Raw genomic sequence first — 16,146 nt, 5'->3', positions numbered from 1 at the left:
TGGAAGTGTGAATGCGGCCTGGAGGGCCAGGCCCGGCTAGCGTCCCGTTTTGGGAGCGAAGATGCGGGCAATGAGGCGGGCTCCGAGGTTCAGGAGCATCACCAGGATGATCAGCACCAGCGCTGCGCCCCATGCGCGCTGATCCGAGGGACCCGGGTTGGACGGCGAGGTCGGGTTGAGGATCTGCGTGTAAATGAACGTGGGCAGCGAGGCCATCCAGCCGCCAAATACATTGTTGTTGATGGTGGTAGCAAAGCCTGCGGTCACCAGGATCGGTGCGGTTTCGCCGATAACCCGTGCAATCGCCAAGGTGACGCCCGACGCGATGCCGGAGATCGCCGTCGGAATAACCACCTTGGTGATGGTGCGCCATTTACGGACGCCCAGAGCGTAGGAGGCCTCCCGAAGTTCGTTCGGGACGATCTTCAGCATTTCCTCGCTGGAGCGGACCACCACCGGGATCATCAGGACGGAAAGCGCGACGGCGGCCACCGCACCGGTCTTGGTTCCGGGGCCGACGATTGCGAAGAAGAACGCTGCCGCGAAGAGGCCGGCCACGATGGACGGGATGCCTGTCATGACATCCACGAAGAACGTGATGGCGCGGGCCAGCGGACGGTCGTTGCCGTATTCCACCAGGTAGATCGAGGTCAGCAGGCCCACCGGGACGGAAATGACTGTGGCCAGGAGGGTGATCTGGATGGTACCCAACAGTGCGTGGTAAATACCGCCGAGGACGGGTGCGCCGTCTTCCGCTGCCTTGTTGTCGAAGGCGCCCGTAACACCGTTCATGGAGGTGCCCAGGAAGCCGGGAGTGATGAGGCCCGGGATGCCGTTGACCAGCACGGTCCAGATCACCGAGATCAGCGGCAGGAGCGCGATCAGGAAGGCACCCACCACCAAGCAGGTGGCAAGCCGGTCCTTGGCCTTGCGGGCACCTTCGACAGCGCCGCTCCAGGAAACAAGGCCCACGGCGAACAGGATGGCGGAGACCAGGCCCCAACCGAACGCGTTGAAGCCGATGAGCGCCAGGATGGCCGCGCCCACGATCAGCGCGACGGCCAGAACGATGTAGGGCGCGAACTTGGGCAGTTGGCCCTTCGTGAGCGCGGAGCGTTTTCGGACTGCTGTGGCGGTCATTTAGTTGGCTCCCGAGAATTCTTTGTGCCGGGTGATGATCCAGCGGGCGATCATGTTCACCCCGAGGGTGATGACGAACAGCACCAGGCCGGCGGCGATCAGCGTGTTGACCTTGAGGCCGCTGGCTTCGGGGAAGTTCAGGGCGATCTCGGCGGCGATGGTCTGGTTGCCGGACTGGATGAGGCTGGCTGTCAGGACGCCGGAGGACAGCACCAGGGCAACAGCCATGGTCTCGCCCAGTGCGCGGCCGAGGCCAAGCATGATGGCGCTGATGATGCCTGGGCGGCCGAAGGGCAGCACGGCCATCTTGATCATTTCCCAGCGGGTGGCTCCGAGTGCGAGCGCTGCCTCTTCGTGCAGCTTGGGGGTCTGCAGGAAGATTTCGCGGGACAGGGAGGTGATGATGGGAAGCACCATGACGGACAGGACGATGCCTGCGGTCAGGATAGTCTTGCCGGTTGCGGAGGCCGGGCCTGCGAAGATCGGGATCCAGCCGAGGTTGTTGGCCAGCCAGTCATACGCCGGAGAGATTTCCTTGGCCAGGAAGGCCGCACCCCATGCGCCGTAGACAACGGAGGGGATGGCTGCGAGGAGGTCCACCACGTAGCCGAGGCCCGAAGCGAGCCGGCGTGGGGCGTAGTGCGAAATGAACAGGGCCACACCGATGGCTACCGGCGTGGCGATGACCAGGGCGATCACGGCGGCGATAAGCGTGCCCACCACGATCGGGGCGATGTAGGCGAAGAAGCCGTGCCCGCCCTGGATGCTTTCGGGCGGTGCGGTCAGCGCAGGGATTGCCTGAACCACAAGGAACAACGCGACTCCGAAGAGAACCGCGAGAATCAGGCACCCTGCGGCCATGGCGGCCCCGGAGAAAACCTTGTCCCCGGCGCGTCCTGCGCCTTGGGAGGTTGTCAGGGAGTTGGTGGTCACTTCACGATCCTTCAGTCTGGAGTGAACTGGTCTTACATGGCTAAGTTCCCTGCCCCGGTCCGGTGCCGCGGTGGCCACCGGAGAGCGGGACAGGGAACTTCAGTGTTCAGCCGGGTTCAGCAAACCCGCCGGGAAACCTTAGGCCTTGGCCTTGATGGTTTCGATAGCGGCCTTGGCCTTGTCCTGCAGCGTCTTGGAGAGCGGTGCGGACTTCGCGGCGTCAGCTGCGGTCTTCTGTCCTTCGTCGGAAACGACGTAGGTTTCGAAGGCCTTGACCAGGTCGGCAACAGCCTTGGTCTCGTAGGTGGTGCAGACAACGTGGTACGAAACGAGGACTACGGGGTAGGCGCCCGCTGCGGTGGTCTTGCGGTCCAGCTTGATGGCGACATCGTTGGCGGCGCGGCCGTCCACGGGCTTGCCGGCTTCGACAGCCTTGGCGGCAGCGTCTGCGGAGATCTTGACGAACTCTTCGCCGACCTTGATGGAGGCGGTACCGAGCTTGCCGGAAACAGCGGAGTCGTCAGCGTAGGTCACTGCACCGGGGGTGTCTGTGACGGTCTTGACGACGCCGGAGGTGCCCTTGGCGTTTTCGCCCTTCAGGGCTGCGGGCCAGACGCCGGCAGCCTTGTCGGTCCAGACCTCGGGAGCTGCAGCGGCCAGGTAGTCGGTGAAGTTGCTGGTGGTGCCGGAGTCGTCAGAGCGGTTCACCGGGGTGACCTTGAGGTCCGGAAGGGTGACGCCTGCGTTGAGGGCGGCGATGGCGGGGTCGTTCCACTTGGCGATTTCGCCACGGAAGATCTTGGCGACCGTCGCGGCGTCGAGCTTCAGTTCCTTGACGTCAGGAATGTTGAAGGCGACGGCGATCGGGGAGATGTAGACCGGGAGGTTGATGGCGCCGTCGGGGCCGCACTTGGCTTTGGAAGCAGCAAGCTCGTCGTCCTTCAGGTAGGCGTCCGAGCCGGCGAACTGTGCCGAGCCGTCGATGATCGCCTTGCGGCCTGCACCGGAACCATCCGGGGAGTACTGCACGGTGGCGCCCTGGTTTGCGGTGGCGAAACCGGCCTTCCAGGCGTCCATGGCTGCGCCGGTGGAGGAAGCGCCAATGCCGGTGAGGGTACCGGTGACCTTGGTGCCGGATGCTGCCGACTGGGTGCCAGCCGGGGTGCCCGTTGCGTTGTCTGAACCGCAAGCAGTGAGCGCGAGAGCGCCGGCTGCGATGACCGCGATTGCCGCGTTGCGGCCGAAGTGAGTTGCCTTCACTTGGATGTGCCCCTTCCAGGGATTCTTCGATGCGGGCCGAACGGAGATTTCGGCGTGCGCGAGCTGTGGACCAAATTGTTCCTTTACTGAAGGTAAGGAGCGCAGGTAACGGGACCTGTGGTGAAAGGTGAACAGAAGGTGAACGACGGCGGACCATTGGGTTATGTGGCGCGCGCCACCTTGAGCGGCACCCGGGTTGCCGTCTTTGTGGATGCCCGGGCAAATAGACTGGAGCACATGGCTGCCGCGAAGGGATTTTCTGCAAGCAAGAGGTTTCTGCGCGCCAGGGTCCGGACAGGCTTGGTACGCAGCAGGAACTCGTTGACTCCAGCGATCCAGATGACCGTGTGCGCGGTGGGCGCCTACGCTTTTGCTGAGTACGTACTGGGTCACCAGGGGCCTCTTTTTGCCGCGACTTCTTCCCTGATCGCACTGGGCTTCTCGCGCGATCCAAGGCTGCGCCGGGTGATTGAGGTGGGCCTAGGCTGCACGCTGGGGATCGTTGTTGGCGACCTGCTGCTTCACTGGCTGGGCGCCGGGATCTGGCAGGCCGCCGTCGTACTTCTTTTCTCCATCCTGCTGGCCAGGTTCCTGGACAGCGGGACGATCTTCACCACCCAGCTGGGGCTGCAGTCGCTCCTGGTGGTGCTGCTTCCGGCACCGGCCGGTGGGCCGTTCACGCGCAGCCTTGACGCGGTGGTGGGTGGCGTGTTTGCGCTCCTGGTGACCATTCTGGTGCCCAAGGATCCTCGCCGCGAGCCTCGGAAGGATGTCCAGAAGATCCTGCACGAGCTCGCCGAGGTGCTGCGCGAGTGCGGCAAGGCGATGATCGAAAGCGACTCCACCCTCGCCTGGCACGCCCTGATCCGTGGCCGCAATTGCCAGCCGTTGGTGGACCGGATGCGGCAGACGTTGCGGGCGTCCGGTGAGGTAGCCACACTTGCTCCCGCGCACCGGAGGCACCGCGACGAACTGGCGGGCTTGGAGCATTCTTTGGAGTACATCGATCTCGCACTGCGCAACAGCCGCGTGTTCGCGCGGCGCCTGACCAGCGCGATTAACCATGCGGCCCTGTCCGATGAAGCGATCGACAGCATCTCCGAGGTCCTGCAGGAAACCGCAGCCGCAATCGACGAGATGACCATTGGTCTCGCCGAGCAAAGCGAGGGTACACGGCGGGTTCATTTGCGGCGTGCCCGGAACGACCTCTCCGATATTGCCGCCAGGCTCCACCCGAAGATGCTTGACGTCCAAAGGCTTGAGGGCGAGACCGTGGTCATGCTCTTCCGCCCCCTCATGGTGGACCTCCTTGAGGCCAGCGGGATGGAGCCGGAAGAGGCGCGGGCCGTGCTCCCGGCGCTTTAACCCGCGCCGAGACTCATACTGTCGGTGCCCGCCACTAGTCTTGAACCCATGGCTTCAAAGACTGCACGCGCATCCAAAACACCCGCTTACAAGTGCGCCGAATGTGGCTGGACGGCCATCAAGTGGGTGGGTCGTTGCGGCGAGTGCCAGGCCTGGGGAACCGTTGAAGAGTACGGCGCCACGGTTGCGCGAACGACGGCGGCTGCCACCGTCCTGGAACCGGCCCGCCGTATCGCTGAGGTAGATGGGACAACCGCCGCGTTCCTGCCCACGGGTGTGGACGAACTCGACCGCGTCCTCGGTGGAGGGCTCGTGCCCGGCGCCGTGATCCTGCTCGCCGGGGAACCCGGCGTCGGGAAGTCCACACTGCTGCTGGATGTCGCCGCCAAGTTTGCCCGTACCGGCCAGGACGTCCTGTATGTCACGGGAGAGGAATCGGCAGCGCAGGTGAAGCTGCGGGCTGAACGGATCGATGCCGTGGCGCACACTCTTTACCTGTCCGCGGAAACAGACCTGGGGCAAGCACTCGGGCAAGTTGAGAAGCTGGAGCCGAAACTCCTCATTGTGGACTCCGTGCAGACGCTCAGCAGCGCGGACGTCGAGGGCAGCGCGGGAGGCGTGTCCCAGGTGCGTGAAGTTGCGGCTTCCATCATTGCGGCAGCGAAGCGCCGGAACATGACCACCCTTTTGGTGGGCCACGTAACCAAAGAGGGAACTATCGCCGGCCCGCGACTGCTCGAACACCTGGTGGACGTGGTGTGCCAGTTCGAAGGTGAACGCCATTCCCGCCTGCGCCTGCTCCGGGCAGTCAAGAACCGCTACGGCGCCACGGATGATGTTGGGTGCTTCGACCTCAACGAGTCCGGCATCGAAGGCCTTGCGGACCCCAGCGGACTGTTTGTTTCGCGGACGCGGGAGCCCGTCTCGGGAACCTGCATCACTGTGACCATGGAGGGGCGGCGCCCCCTGCTCGCCGAAGTCCAATCGCTCCTTGCGGAGAGCGCAAATTCGCAGCCTCGCCGGGCTACCAGCGGACTGGAAAGCTCAAGGGTGGCCATGCTGCTGGCAGTCCTTCAGCAGCGGGCCGGGTGCATGCTGCATAAGGACGACTCCTATGTGGCCACCGTCGGCGGGGTGAAGTTGACGGAGCCGGCCACGGACCTGGCGGTCGCGTTGGCTGTCGCCTCGGCGAAGTCACGTAAGGCACTCCCCCAAAGACTCATTGCTTTCGGCGAGGTTGGGCTGGCCGGGGAGGTCCGTCCGGTCCCGGGAATCAACCAGCGCATCCAGGAAGCACACCGGCTTGGGTTCACCCACGCGATCGTTCCGGCAAGTCCGGCAGGGGCGGGTGTCATCCCTGAAGGCTTCTCGGTGCGCGAGGTAGGCCACTTGGCTGAGGCGCTGGAACTGCTGATCACCTAGCCTGCATGAGCGAGCCGCGGACCGCGGATCCCTAGGATAGGACGAAAGCGCAGCTCAGGAAGGCTTGGTGTTTGTTTTTGGGGGAGCAACCAGTGGAAGATGGCGGGTCCCGCAAGGAGAACCGCGCCGAGTTGTTGAGGGCGTTCACGCTGCCGGCCGTGATCGGTTTGGTGGTGCTCGGTATAGCCGGGGTCAACTTCGCCAACTCTTTGGCAGACCGGGAAGCAGTTGCGACGCCGTCGCTCGCGTCCTGCGAAGTCCCCGTGCGAAGCGAACTGGCCCCAGCGAGTGGGTCGCTGTTTGGCGTGAACCTGGACTGGCACTCCAAGTCCTTGGCGTCCTTCGCCAAGGACCTCGGCCACAAACCGGCCGTCAGTGTTTCGTTTACCGGTTTTCCGTTGACATCCAAGGACGAGGACGACCTCCAGAGGGCTGTTGAGCAGATCCATGCAGACGGACACATGATGCTGCTGACCCTGGAGCCTGCCGGTGGCTTGGATGCTGTCACGGAGGACGCGGCCTCTGCCTTGGCGAAGGACCTGGCGCATTTCAACAATGAGGGCGTCCCGGTGATCATCCGATTCGCGCACGAGATGAACGGCTCGTGGTACGCGTGGTCGCAGCAGCCGCAAAAGTACGTGGCCGCGTTCCAAACGCTGGCCAACGCAGTGCACAGGGACGCGCCCGGTTCGGCCATGATGTGGGCGCCGAACTACGGCGGCGGCTACCCCTTCGCCGGGGGCCAGTTTGAGGCGAAGCCCGGGACACCCGAGTTCGCCGCTTTGGATACCAACGGCGATGGCGTAGTGACGATGAACGACGACGCGTATTCGCCCTACTACCCGGGCGATGAGGCTGTGGACTGGGTGGGTATGTCGCTGTACCACTGGGGCAGCAAATATCCGTGGGGTGAAAACGAAGCCTGGTGGAAGCAGCTCTTCAGTCCCGCTACCCACCAACAGTTCCCACTCCTGAAGATGATCAACTGGTTCGAATGGGACAAGGACGAAATTGAGGTCAAGGGCCGCGTCGACTGGACCGTGACCAACACACCGGCAGTGCGGGAGGCCTTTACGGCTGCGCTTCCGGAGTGGTTCCAGTACGGCCCGGACAAGACCTGCCAGCCCAAAACTTAGCGGTGCGGGGCACCTGGCGGAGACCCTTCCGGGGTGTCGGTGCCCATCCGCCCGCGTGGTCGGCAAGGATTAGGCCATGACCAAACGGAATGTGCTTATCGGGGGACGCTTTTTCTTTGGCCTTCTGACCCTGGTGGCCGTTGGCGCGCAGCTGACGGTTCATGTGGGCTTGGGGTACGACATCTGGAACTTCTTCTCCTATTTCACCAACCTGTCCAACATCTTCGCTGCGCTGGTGCTCCTCATCAGCGGTTACAGGGTCCTGATCCGCAAGCGCCCCAGCGAGGCCGACGACGTCACGCGTGGCACCGCCACGATCGCCATGGCCGTCGTGGGCCTGGTGTTCGGTGCACTCCTGGCCGGTGAGGATCTCGGTTCCCTGCTGCCCTGGGTCAATTTCGTGGTGCATTACCTGATGCCCGTGGTGATGGTGGCTGACTGGCTCTTCCAGCCGCCCAGGGTCACCCTCAGGGCGAAGCACATCTGGTACTGGCTGCTTTATCCCATCGGCTACCTGGTCTACAGCCTGATCCGTGGTGCGTTCGTCAACTGGTACCCGTACTGGTTCATCGATCCTGCGCGGGCCGGCGGTTGGGGCGGCGTCGTGGTTTTCGCCTTGGCCATTTCCCTCGGCTTCCTGCTGGTGAGCCTGGCGATGATGTGGCTGGGCAACAAGCTGAAGCGTCAAGTGGATTACTGAGTCGGCCGCCAGGGCGCAATTAACTACACCAACTTGTTATATCCGCCCATGTCAGCGGGCCGCTTTCCCAAAGTGGGCCGCGCCGCAGAGCCGGAAAGACCCTCTTCCGCGGCCGCCCGAACATAACGAAATGACCCACTTTGGGGCTTACTGGTGCGGTTAATGGTGACGCGAAGCCCTATCATGGTGCTAGTCGTCAAAGGGGCATTTTTTCGCGTGTCCCCTGACGCCGGATTCAGCTTGTCTGTGAGCCGCGGCTTGCACCTTCGAAGGGAAACCCCATGGCCCGGAGCCCGGAAGAGTCGCTCAAGGCGACCTTGGCCAGAGTCGCACCCGGAACTCCGTTACGCGATGGCCTTGAGCGCATCCTTCGCGGACGCACCGGAGCCCTGATTGTGCTGGGATCGGACCGCACCATCGACTCCATCTGTTCCGGTGGATTCGATATCGGCATCGACTTCTCCCCCACGCGCTTGCGGGAACTCGCCAAGATGGACGGCGCCATCATCTGCGACAAGGATGCCAGCAACATCGTCCGGGCCGCCGTCCAACTGGTTCCGGACTCCAGCATCGAAACCCAGGAATCCGGTACCAGGCACCGCACCGCTGAACGCGTCGCCATCCAGACCGGTGTCCCCGTCATTTCCGTCAGCCAGTCCATGCAGATCATCGCCCTCTACGTAAACGGGCTGCGCCACGTGTTGGAGGGCTCGGAGAAGGTCCTGGCCCGCGCCAACCAGGCCCTGGCCACGCTGGAACGGTACAGCGCCAGGCTGGACCAGGTCACCAGCTCGCTTTCGGCCCTCGAAATCGAGGCTCTGGTCACCGTCAGGGATGTTGCTGTCACGCTGCAGCGCCAGGAGATGGTGCGCCGGATATCGGAGGAAATTGCCCAGTACGTCCTGGAGCTCGGCGAAGATGGCCGCCTTTTGTCCCTTCAGGTGGAAGAGCTCACCATGGGACGCGGACCGGGCAGCGATGTGATCATCCGTGACTACTCGGACCCGGACGCCACCCCTGAAGACATTGAAGAAGCCGTCCAGGCCCTGCTGAACCTTGGGCCCACAGAGTTGATCGACCTTAGCCGCATCGCCCACATCATCGGTTTCGCCGGCGGCGTCGAACAGTTGGATGCGGTAGTCCAGCCCCGCGGATACCGGCTGCTGTCCGGACTCAAGTCTGTTCCCAAGGCTGTGGCCGACCGCTTGGTGGATTACTTCGGTGGCCTGCAGAACCTGATGGCTGCCACCATCGACGACCTGATGACTGTGGACGGCATCGGCGACCAGCGCGCCCGCACCGTCCGCGAGGGCCTGAGCCGCATGGCGGAGGCCAGCCTGCTGGACCGTTTCCTCTAAGGCGACTGCCGCCGTCGAACGTTTGCTTGGCGCGAGGCCGCTTAGTTCAGCTGGAAGGTGGCTTTGGGGCTGGCTTTGTTTCCCAGCCGCGCTTCGAACGTGTAGTAGGCGCCGCCGGCACCGGGCTTGGCGTTGATGGCTCCGCAGCCTTCCAGTGTCCGGTTGCGCTGCCACGGGAAGTTGGCGGTTTCGCTCTTGCCTGGCTGGATGGTCTTGATGAGGTCCACGCCGCCTGTCTGGCAGTCCTTGGAGGAGAAAATGCGGTCCGCTCCGCTCATCACCAGGTATTCCATCTGTGAAGTTCCGACGTTGACCTCGCACGGAGCTGCGCCGCCGTTGGTGATGGTCATGGTCAGGAGCGGCATTTCCTCAGCACCGTAGGCAGATTTATCGGTTTTCGCGGCCACGGTCATGAGGTTGAAGTCGCACACGGGCGTAGCGGAAGCCGAAGGCGACGGCGTTCCCGACGGTGCGGTCCCTTGCGTCGGTGCCTGCGTTGTATCGGGAGACGCGACCGCTTGCGGTTCTGACTTCCCGGAAAGCGCCCCGGTGACGGCAACTATGCCAGCTACGAGCAGCACGATCACCAGCAGCAGGGCACCGAAGACTACCTGCCGACGACGGCGGTACACGGCAGGGCTCGGCCGGCGACGGTTCGTGGAGGTGCTTTGGGGTGTCGAACCGCGGGCAGCACCTTTCGCCGGCGCTGATGAGCGCGCGGTGGATTGCTGCTTACCCTTGGTGGACATGGTTCTAGGCTAGGCTCGCAGCGGCCGGGGTGCCTAACCTCCACGCCGCTGGCGCCCAATCCAGGGCTGTGTGACGTCGGCCATGCGATTGCGGGCGGGCTGGTCCGGGCTGGAATCCACTAGAGTTGTTGGCAGTATGACACTTCCCAACACCCTCCAGCTGGCCTCGCTCCACAACGCCCTGGACCAGTGGTTCGAGGACACGGCAAGGGACCTCCCGTGGCGCGAACCCGACTGCAGCGCGTGGGGAATCCTGGTCAGCGAAGTCATGCTCCAGCAAACCCCCGTGGTCCGTGTCCTTCCGGTATGGCTTGACTGGATGGAACGTTGGCCCACACCCGCCGACCTCGCCAACGAGCCCTCCGGAGAAGCCGTGCGCCATTGGGGCCGCCTCGGTTATCCGCGTCGGGCATTGCGGCTGCACGCGGCCGCCGTCGCCCTCCGTGAGCAACACGGCGGTTTAGTGCCCGACAACTACGACGAGCTCCTGGGGCTTCCCGGCGTCGGCAGTTACACGGCCGCCGCCGTCGCAGCCTTTGCCTTTGGCCGCCGGGAGACGGTCGTGGACACCAACATCCGCCGCGTCCATGCACGGCTCTTCGCCGGGAGCGCCCTTCCGGCACCAACGCTGACCGCCGCGGAGATGCGCCTGGCAGAGTCGCTGCTCCCCCTCGATCCGGAACTGTCCGTACGCTGGAACGCTTCTGTCATGGAGCTCGGCGCCATGGTCTGCACCGCCCGCAGCCCCAAGTGCTCCGACTGCCCCGTCCGCGCAAGCTGTGCGTGGCTCGCCGCCGGTGAGCCGCCGCCGTCGTACACGCCTAAAGGCCAGTCCTGGCACGGCACCGACCGCCAGGTGCGCGGAGCCGTGATGGCAGTACTCCGCGAAGCTGCCGCACCCGTCCCGCGTGAGATGTTCGAACAGGCGCCTGCCGACCTCGGATTTGCGCCATCCGGCGTCGGCATCCCGCTCGCAGCCTTGCACCGCCTCAACTCGGCGCCGGAACAGCTGGAGCGTGCCTTGGACGGCCTGCTGACCGACGGCCTTGCGGAAATGCACGACGGCGGGTTGCGGCTTCCGGCGTAGCCCGTCCCGGTCCTACCCTGAAGCATGGGCAGAATCGGTTTCGCTTTGACTCTTGCCGGCGCTGTGGCCCTGCTTACTGGCTGCTATCCGGAGCCTGTGGCGTGCCCGGCCATTGCCCGCGCTACCGGGGTGTCCCTGACGGTGGCCGCCACCTACGCTGGCGACGTTGGTTCTCTTCGGCTCAAGGCTTGCCAGGACGGTAGCTGCACCGGGAAAGAGCTGGTTCTGCATCCGGGCTCGGTTGCTGTGGACCAGGGTTGCTCGCCGGAGGGTGTCTGTTCAGCGACTTCATCCCCCGACGGAACCCTGCAGGGCTTCATGGAACTTCAGGCGTTATCGGAAGCACCCATGCAAGCTACGGTGAGTGGCACTTCCGCTGCCGGGGCGGCCTTGCCGATGCGCACCCTGACGTTCACTCCGAAGGGCGACTACCCGTTCGGCGAGCAGTGCGGGCGCATCATTACGGCTGCCGTGGTCCTTGATGCGGCGGGGCTACGGCAGGGGTAGCAGTATCGAACCGCACCGTTCCTCTAGCGATTTGATTTAGTCAGCGGTATTCTCGTGTCATTCTGCCCGGGTCGACCTTTGGAGGCGTTGTGCCAAGCACCGATGAGCCAGGGGCTGAAACTGCAAGCCGGTCAGTGGATGCGGATCTCAGTGCACGGATTTACAACACGCATGGCCGGGAACTCAGCGAACTTCGTGCAGCGTTGACTGCGTCTTCACGGCGCGGGGACGCAAGCCGCCTTGGCCGTCGGCAGCATCGGGCGGGTCCTATGCCGTCGGCCGGCGACGCGAACATCAACTTGACCATCGTCGCCGAAACCGTGGATATGGGGTGGTTCGCCGCCGGGCCTGCCCCTGCCGGCACCTGCGTCACAGTGTCCTTCGCGGCCCACCGGAAGGATGCCGGATACCGCACACCTCTCTCGCTGGCAGAATGTGATGCCTGGATGCAGGCACTGCTGGACAGCTCCTGGATGTCCCAGGCATACCGCTGCAGGTGCGCGACGGGACCAGCCGGGGAGGGAGTGGTTTCCTACAGGGTCTTCCTCGACGCAGCGCATAAGCCGGTCCCGAAGCCTGCGGAGGTTGCGGCGGAGGCCTGCCAGCCCTTATCCCCGGTCAATTTCGCATCGTGAAAACTTGATTCCGATATTAAACACAGAGCGCCTCTGGAATTAGCAATCCGGAAACACGGCACTCATAGCGTCTTGTGTGATCCCGGCCGTGACCCTGCACGGCCCCATGCACAGATAGGCGCCCTCCTTGAAGATCCATGCACCTGAAACAGCCTCAACTCCAGCTGCGAAGAAGCCCTTATACAAATCCTTGTTCTTCCAAATCCTTGTGGCGGTGGTAGCGGGAATCGTCATCGGGTACCTGTGGCCCAACATCGGGTCCGCGCTTCGCCCGCTGGGCGATGGCTTCATCCAACTCATCAAGATGATCATCGCGCCGCTGATTTTCCTGGTCATCGTCACTGGGATCTCAGCCGTGGGAGACGTAAGAGCGGTCGGTCGGGTGGGCGTGAAGGCCCTGGTCTACTTCACCGCCGCTACACTCTTCGCGCTTGCTTTTGGGCTGGTAGTGGCCAACGTCGTGCAGCCGGGCGCCGGCCTGAACATTGACCCCGCGTCCTTGTCCGAGGATGCCGTGAACGCCAAGACCACCACGGCCCCACCCAAGGATGCCGGACAGTTCCTGCTGGGCATCATCCCCACAAGCGTGGTGGGGGCATTTGCCTCAAACTCACTCTTGCAGGTGCTGTGCTTCGCCGTCTTCTTTGGAGCAGCAATCGTGGTGGTGGGGCGGGAGAAATGCAAGCCGGTCATTGACATCATGGAAACCACGTTGGAAATCTTCTTCAGGATCATGGCCTGGGTCATGCGGGTGGCTCCAGTAGGTGCGTTTGGCGCCATGGCCTTCATCATCGGCCAATACGGGCTTAGCTCCCTGAGCACCTACGCCCTCCTGGTGGCAGCGTGCTACGGCTCTGCCCTGATCTTCATCGGCTTGTTGTTTGTGGTGGCCTGGGCCTACCCTCGTGTTCCCCTGTGGCAGTTCATCAAATACTCGCGCGAAGAGTTCATGCTGGCATTGGGCACGGCCTCCACCGAATCCGTCCTCCCTCGCATCATGACCAAGCTGACCAACGCCGGCTGTTCCCGGGCAACCACGGGACTGGTGGTTCCCACCGGATACTCTTTCAACCTCGACGGCGCGGCACTCTACCTGTCGATCTCCCTCCTATTCCTCGCACAGGCCTTCGGGCACAACCTGGATCTGGGTCAGCAACTGGCCGCACTGGGCATTCTCATGCTGACCTCCAAGGGCATGGCCGGAGTCCCGGGATCAGCCTTCCTGGCCCTCTCGGCCACAGCTGGAGCCCTGGGAATCTTCCCGGTTGCAGGCGTGGCACTCCTGCTGGGGGCCGACCGGCTCATGGACTCCATGAGGGTTGTGGTCAACCTGCTTGGCAACTGCGTCGCCACTTTTGTGGTCTCCAAATGGGAGGGTCAATTCGATCGCGAGGCAATGCTGGCAGCTTTCCGCGGGGAGACCCCCGCCCCAGAGGAAGGGGACGCAGTCACCGAACCTACGGTGCCAACGCTCAGCAGTCCGCAGCCCCGGCTGACCGCCGATACGAACTCGGCGTGAAGCCCAGGAACTTCCGGAAATCGTTCGTGAGGTGCGCATGATCTGCATAGCCAAGTTCGACGGCGATCACCGCAAGATCCGCTGTTGGATCAGACCGGGTGCGTTCGGCCGCGTCCTGCAGCCTTCGGCGGCGGATGAGGGCGGAGGGACTCAACCCGATGTACTTCTTCGCGATCCGTTGCAACGTTCGTGGGGACACGGCAAGCAGGGATGCCGCATCCTCGATCCGGACCACCTCGGAGTCGGAAGCGATGATGTCCATCATCCGGTTTGCGAGCAGCGCCTCTTCGGACACAGCAACGTCCAGCGAAACCAGCCACGCAACAAACGCATCCATTGCCCGTCCCCGGTAAGCACCGCCGTCGCGCGTGTCCATGGCCTCCGAGACGGCGGTGTGGAGATCGCGCAAGTCCAAAGCGAGCCCTTTGTCCCGGAGGCTTTCTGGAGCATCACTGAACAGCGGAACCGCCGCCGGACGCAGCAAGGCGCCCACCGCCCAACCCTTTCCGGTCAGGTCACGGTACGCGGCACGGGTGGTGGGGCCGGAGAATTCGACCACATCACCTTGCACCACCAGATTGGAGGTGGGGTAGGCGATCACGTGTTGCCGGGACGATCGGCCCGGTTCGATGTCCCACTCGGGAATCCAGAACCACTGGACGAGGTCCGCCACCGACGCCGGCGCCGGAAGGCGATGGAAGGAGGGCAGCCGCGCGGGATAGAGGATGCCTTTGAACGAATCCTTCATTGGAGCCTTCCCCGGAAACCAACCGCTCGCGAACCCGTCGCGAATCTCCAAGCGCCGGCCCGCACCAGGCACGTAGCGTCATAACCATGACAGATACTGCAAGCACAGAAGCGACAACCGCCGCGAATGGCGAGCACACCACGCACGGCATCCCGCACGGTTTGACCAGCCTCACGCCGTTCCTTGCTGTGCCCAACGCCAAGGAAGCCATCGCGTTCTACCGGGACGTGTTCGGCGCCAGGGTGGTGGGCGAAACCGAGATGGGCGGGGTGGTGGTCCACGCGGAGCTCGACTTCGGAAACGGCCACCTGCAACTCGGCGAACCCAGCCCCGAATACCACTTGGTTGCGGCACCCGAGGGCGAAAACGACTGCTATTCCCTGGGCCTCTACTGCTCCGATGCGGACGCCCTGGTCCGCAAAGCGGAACAAGCCGGCGCCACCATCAGGGAGCCGTTGAGCACCTTCGTTTCCGGTGACCGCTATGCCAGCATCCGGGATCCGTTCGGGGTCCGGTGGTCCATCATGACGCGCGTCGAGGACCTCTCAGAGGAGGAGAGCAACCGCCGCGTCGAAGAGTGGGCGGCTCAGCAGGGCTAAGCCGCCCCCGCAGGCCAGGCCGCCAAACCGGGCCCGGCCGCCCCACGCAGGGCCCGGGCCCTAGCTCAGGCAGAGGCAGAAGGGGTGCCCGGCAGGATCGAGGAACACCCTGAACGTTTCGCCGGGCTGGTGGTCGGCCTTGGTTGCGCCAAGGGAGACGGCAACCTCTTCGCCTTTGTCCAGGTCTTCCACCACCATGTCCAGGTGCATTTGCTGCGGGATGGTCTGGCCGGGCCACTTCGGCGCCTGGTACACCTCAACCTGCTGGAAGGAAATGCAGTTGCTGCCGTCGCTGGGGCGGATATCGAACCAGTCGCCCTTGTCCTCGATTTCCCAGCCGAAGAGCTCACCGTAGAAGGCTGCGAGGGCGGCCGGGTCAGGACAATCGATGACGACACTCGGGAATTTCGCTATTGCCATTTGTTAGACCTCGTCTGCTGTCTTCTTCATACGTGCCAGGGCACTCTTGGTGCCCCTTTGGGTTAGTACGTGAACGATTGCGCCAACACCGGCGGAGACTACGGCGAAAACCAGGACCCCTGGCAGGGAGTCGTTGAGGTCCGTCCCGTCCTTCGGCGCCGGCTTGCCGGTTTTCTTCTCCCAGAGGCCTTCCAGGGTCTTGTTCGCGATGGCACCTGCGCCGAGGCTAACAGCAATGCCGAACAGTTTTACCAGTAGGTTCACGAAGTTCCTCCATTAGATAGCGGCCTCGAAACGAGGCTTCCCACAGCAAGACAGGGCCGCTGCAACCGCAGCGGCCCTGTCTACATTCCTAGTCCTTCTTGAAGGCGTCCTTCAGCTTCTCGCCGGCACCCTTGAGGTCGGCCTTGGTCTGGTCGCCCTTGCCTTCAGCTTCGAGACCCTTGTCGTCCGTCAGCTTGCCGGCAGCTTCCTTTGCCTTGCCGCCGAGCTTCTCGCCAGCATTCTCCATCTTGTCGTCAGCACCCATGTCGCACCTCTTTCGTCGTAGGAACCTTGTACCTCTACA

18 protein-coding genes are annotated in these 16,146 nt (G+C 63.7%); 10 read left to right on the top strand and 8 right to left on the bottom strand.

Annotated elements, in window-relative coordinates:
* Window positions 1-36 precede the first annotated feature (36 nt).
* The 3 genes from pstA to pstS all read right to left on the bottom strand — a co-directional run bounded on the left by pstA (window position 37) and on the right by pstS (window position 3,333).
* Window positions 37-1,140 (bottom strand): phosphate ABC transporter permease PstA, encoded by a 1,104-nt coding sequence (pstA, locus tag J2Y68_RS18205; protein ID WP_309995441.1) that lies wholly within the window; start codon window positions 1,138-1,140, stop codon window positions 37-39.
* Complete coding sequence (gene pstC / locus J2Y68_RS18200; RefSeq protein ID WP_211711020.1) at window positions 1,141-2,073, bottom strand: phosphate ABC transporter permease subunit PstC; 933 nt, start codon at window positions 2,071-2,073, stop codon at window positions 1,141-1,143.
* Between the two features lie 138 nt (window positions 2,074-2,211).
* On the bottom strand, window positions 2,212-3,333 hold the full coding sequence (gene pstS / locus J2Y68_RS18195) for a phosphate ABC transporter substrate-binding protein PstS (RefSeq protein WP_309995438.1): 1,122 nt from the start codon (window positions 3,331-3,333) through the stop codon (window positions 2,212-2,214).
* Window positions 3,334-3,570: 237 nt separating this feature from the next.
* Here pstS and J2Y68_RS18190 point away from each other — a divergent pair, with 237 nt between their 5' ends.
* The 5 genes from J2Y68_RS18190 to disA all read left to right on the top strand — a co-directional run bounded on the left by J2Y68_RS18190 (window position 3,571) and on the right by disA (window position 9,314).
* Window positions 3,571-4,698, top strand: a complete 1,128-nt coding sequence (locus tag J2Y68_RS18190; RefSeq protein WP_309995779.1) for an FUSC family protein — start codon at window positions 3,571-3,573, stop codon at window positions 4,696-4,698.
* Between the two features lie 48 nt (window positions 4,699-4,746).
* A complete protein-coding gene (gene radA, locus J2Y68_RS18185; RefSeq protein ID WP_309995436.1) occupies window positions 4,747-6,120 on the top strand; it encodes a DNA repair protein RadA in 1,374 nt (457 codons plus the stop codon).
* A 92-nt stretch (window positions 6,121-6,212) separates the two neighbouring features.
* Window positions 6,213-7,256 (top strand): glycosyl hydrolase, encoded by a 1,044-nt coding sequence (locus J2Y68_RS18180; RefSeq protein WP_309995434.1) that lies wholly within the window; start codon window positions 6,213-6,215, stop codon window positions 7,254-7,256.
* A gap of 76 nt (window positions 7,257-7,332) precedes the next feature.
* Complete coding sequence (locus J2Y68_RS18175) at window positions 7,333-7,956, top strand: Pr6Pr family membrane protein (protein ID WP_309995433.1); 624 nt, start codon at window positions 7,333-7,335, stop codon at window positions 7,954-7,956.
* A 281-nt stretch (window positions 7,957-8,237) separates the two neighbouring features.
* Complete coding sequence (gene disA / locus J2Y68_RS18170) at window positions 8,238-9,314, top strand: DNA integrity scanning diadenylate cyclase DisA (protein ID WP_211711025.1); 1,077 nt, start codon at window positions 8,238-8,240, stop codon at window positions 9,312-9,314.
* 41 nt (window positions 9,315-9,355) lie between these two features.
* On the opposite strand, the gene J2Y68_RS18165 is transcribed toward disA, so the two are convergent.
* Window positions 9,356-10,063 (bottom strand): hypothetical protein, encoded by a 708-nt coding sequence (locus J2Y68_RS18165; RefSeq protein WP_309995431.1) that lies wholly within the window; start codon window positions 10,061-10,063, stop codon window positions 9,356-9,358.
* Between the two features lie 136 nt (window positions 10,064-10,199).
* Between J2Y68_RS18165 and J2Y68_RS18160 the strand changes: the two genes are divergently transcribed.
* The 4 genes from J2Y68_RS18160 to J2Y68_RS18145 all read left to right on the top strand — a co-directional run bounded on the left by J2Y68_RS18160 (window position 10,200) and on the right by J2Y68_RS18145 (window position 13,811).
* The gene (locus J2Y68_RS18160; RefSeq protein ID WP_309995429.1) at window positions 10,200-11,150 is read left to right on the top strand and encodes an HhH-GPD family protein; all 951 of its coding nucleotides are present in this window, start codon (window positions 10,200-10,202) and stop codon (window positions 11,148-11,150) included.
* A gap of 24 nt (window positions 11,151-11,174) precedes the next feature.
* The gene (locus J2Y68_RS18155) at window positions 11,175-11,657 is read left to right on the top strand and encodes a hypothetical protein (protein ID WP_309995427.1); all 483 of its coding nucleotides are present in this window, start codon (window positions 11,175-11,177) and stop codon (window positions 11,655-11,657) included.
* An 89-nt stretch (window positions 11,658-11,746) separates the two neighbouring features.
* Window positions 11,747-12,292, top strand: a complete 546-nt coding sequence (locus J2Y68_RS18150) for a hypothetical protein (RefSeq protein ID WP_309995426.1) — start codon at window positions 11,747-11,749, stop codon at window positions 12,290-12,292.
* A 127-nt stretch (window positions 12,293-12,419) separates the two neighbouring features.
* Window positions 12,420-13,811 (top strand): cation:dicarboxylate symporter family transporter, encoded by a 1,392-nt coding sequence (locus tag J2Y68_RS18145; protein WP_309995425.1) that lies wholly within the window; start codon window positions 12,420-12,422, stop codon window positions 13,809-13,811.
* Here the strand turns inward: J2Y68_RS18145 and J2Y68_RS18140 are convergent.
* Complete coding sequence (locus J2Y68_RS18140; protein ID WP_309995424.1) at window positions 13,765-14,559, bottom strand: helix-turn-helix domain-containing protein; 795 nt, start codon at window positions 14,557-14,559, stop codon at window positions 13,765-13,767. The two genes, J2Y68_RS18145 and J2Y68_RS18140, sit on opposite strands and share 47 nt — an antisense overlap.
* Window positions 14,560-14,645: 86 nt before the next feature.
* Here J2Y68_RS18140 and J2Y68_RS18135 point away from each other — a divergent pair, with 86 nt between their 5' ends.
* Window positions 14,646-15,158 carry a VOC family protein gene (locus J2Y68_RS18135; protein WP_309995423.1) on the top strand — a complete coding sequence of 171 codons (513 nt, stop codon included), beginning with the start codon at window positions 14,646-14,648 and terminating at the stop codon, window positions 15,156-15,158.
* 60 nt (window positions 15,159-15,218) lie between these two features.
* Here J2Y68_RS18135 and J2Y68_RS18130 read toward each other — a convergent pair whose 3' ends face one another.
* The 3 genes from J2Y68_RS18130 to J2Y68_RS18120 form a co-directional block, all read right to left on the bottom strand.
* Window positions 15,219-15,578: a VOC family protein gene (locus J2Y68_RS18130; protein WP_309995421.1), complete on the bottom strand. Its 360-nt coding sequence runs from the start codon at window positions 15,576-15,578 to the stop codon at window positions 15,219-15,221.
* A gap of 3 nt (window positions 15,579-15,581) precedes the next feature.
* A complete protein-coding gene (locus J2Y68_RS18125) occupies window positions 15,582-15,842 on the bottom strand; it encodes a DUF4235 domain-containing protein (RefSeq protein ID WP_309995419.1) in 261 nt (86 codons plus the stop codon).
* An 88-nt stretch (window positions 15,843-15,930) separates the two neighbouring features.
* A complete protein-coding gene (locus tag J2Y68_RS18120; RefSeq protein ID WP_211711034.1) occupies window positions 15,931-16,107 on the bottom strand; it encodes a CsbD family protein in 177 nt (58 codons plus the stop codon).
* Window positions 16,108-16,146: the final 39 nt, after the last annotated feature.

Origin of the sequence: Paenarthrobacter nitroguajacolicus (assembly GCF_031455195.1) — a bacterium.
In the GTDB taxonomy this organism is placed as follows: Bacteria; Actinomycetota; Actinomycetes; order Actinomycetales; family Micrococcaceae; genus Arthrobacter; species Arthrobacter nitroguajacolicus_D.
The sequence above is the reverse complement of the archived record's forward strand: the minus strand, read 5'-3'. Positions and strand labels throughout refer to the sequence as shown.

Coding starts and splice junctions, on each gene's coding strand:
- pstA (WP_309995441.1), bottom strand. CDS start 1,140: ATGACCGCCACAGCAGTCCGAAAACGCTCCGCGCTCACGAAGGGCCAA.
- J2Y68_RS18190 (WP_309995779.1), top strand. CDS start 3,571: ATGGCTGCCGCGAAGGGATTTTCTGCAAGCAAGAGGTTTCTGCGCGCC.
- radA (WP_309995436.1), top strand. CDS start 4,747: ATGGCTTCAAAGACTGCACGCGCATCCAAAACACCCGCTTACAAGTGC.
- J2Y68_RS18175 (WP_309995433.1), top strand. CDS start 7,333: ATGACCAAACGGAATGTGCTTATCGGGGGACGCTTTTTCTTTGGCCTT.
- disA (WP_211711025.1), top strand. CDS start 8,238: ATGGCCCGGAGCCCGGAAGAGTCGCTCAAGGCGACCTTGGCCAGAGTC.
- J2Y68_RS18165 (WP_309995431.1), bottom strand. CDS start 10,063: ATGTCCACCAAGGGTAAGCAGCAATCCACCGCGCGCTCATCAGCGCCG.
- J2Y68_RS18160 (WP_309995429.1), top strand. CDS start 10,200: ATGACACTTCCCAACACCCTCCAGCTGGCCTCGCTCCACAACGCCCTG.
- J2Y68_RS18155 (WP_309995427.1), top strand. CDS start 11,175: ATGGGCAGAATCGGTTTCGCTTTGACTCTTGCCGGCGCTGTGGCCCTG.
- J2Y68_RS18140 (WP_309995424.1), bottom strand. CDS start 14,559: ATGAAGGATTCGTTCAAAGGCATCCTCTATCCCGCGCGGCTGCCCTCC.
- J2Y68_RS18135 (WP_309995423.1), top strand. CDS start 14,646: ATGACAGATACTGCAAGCACAGAAGCGACAACCGCCGCGAATGGCGAG.
- J2Y68_RS18130 (WP_309995421.1), bottom strand. CDS start 15,578: ATGGCAATAGCGAAATTCCCGAGTGTCGTCATCGATTGTCCTGACCCG.
- J2Y68_RS18120 (WP_211711034.1), bottom strand. CDS start 16,107: ATGGGTGCTGACGACAAGATGGAGAATGCTGGCGAGAAGCTCGGCGGC.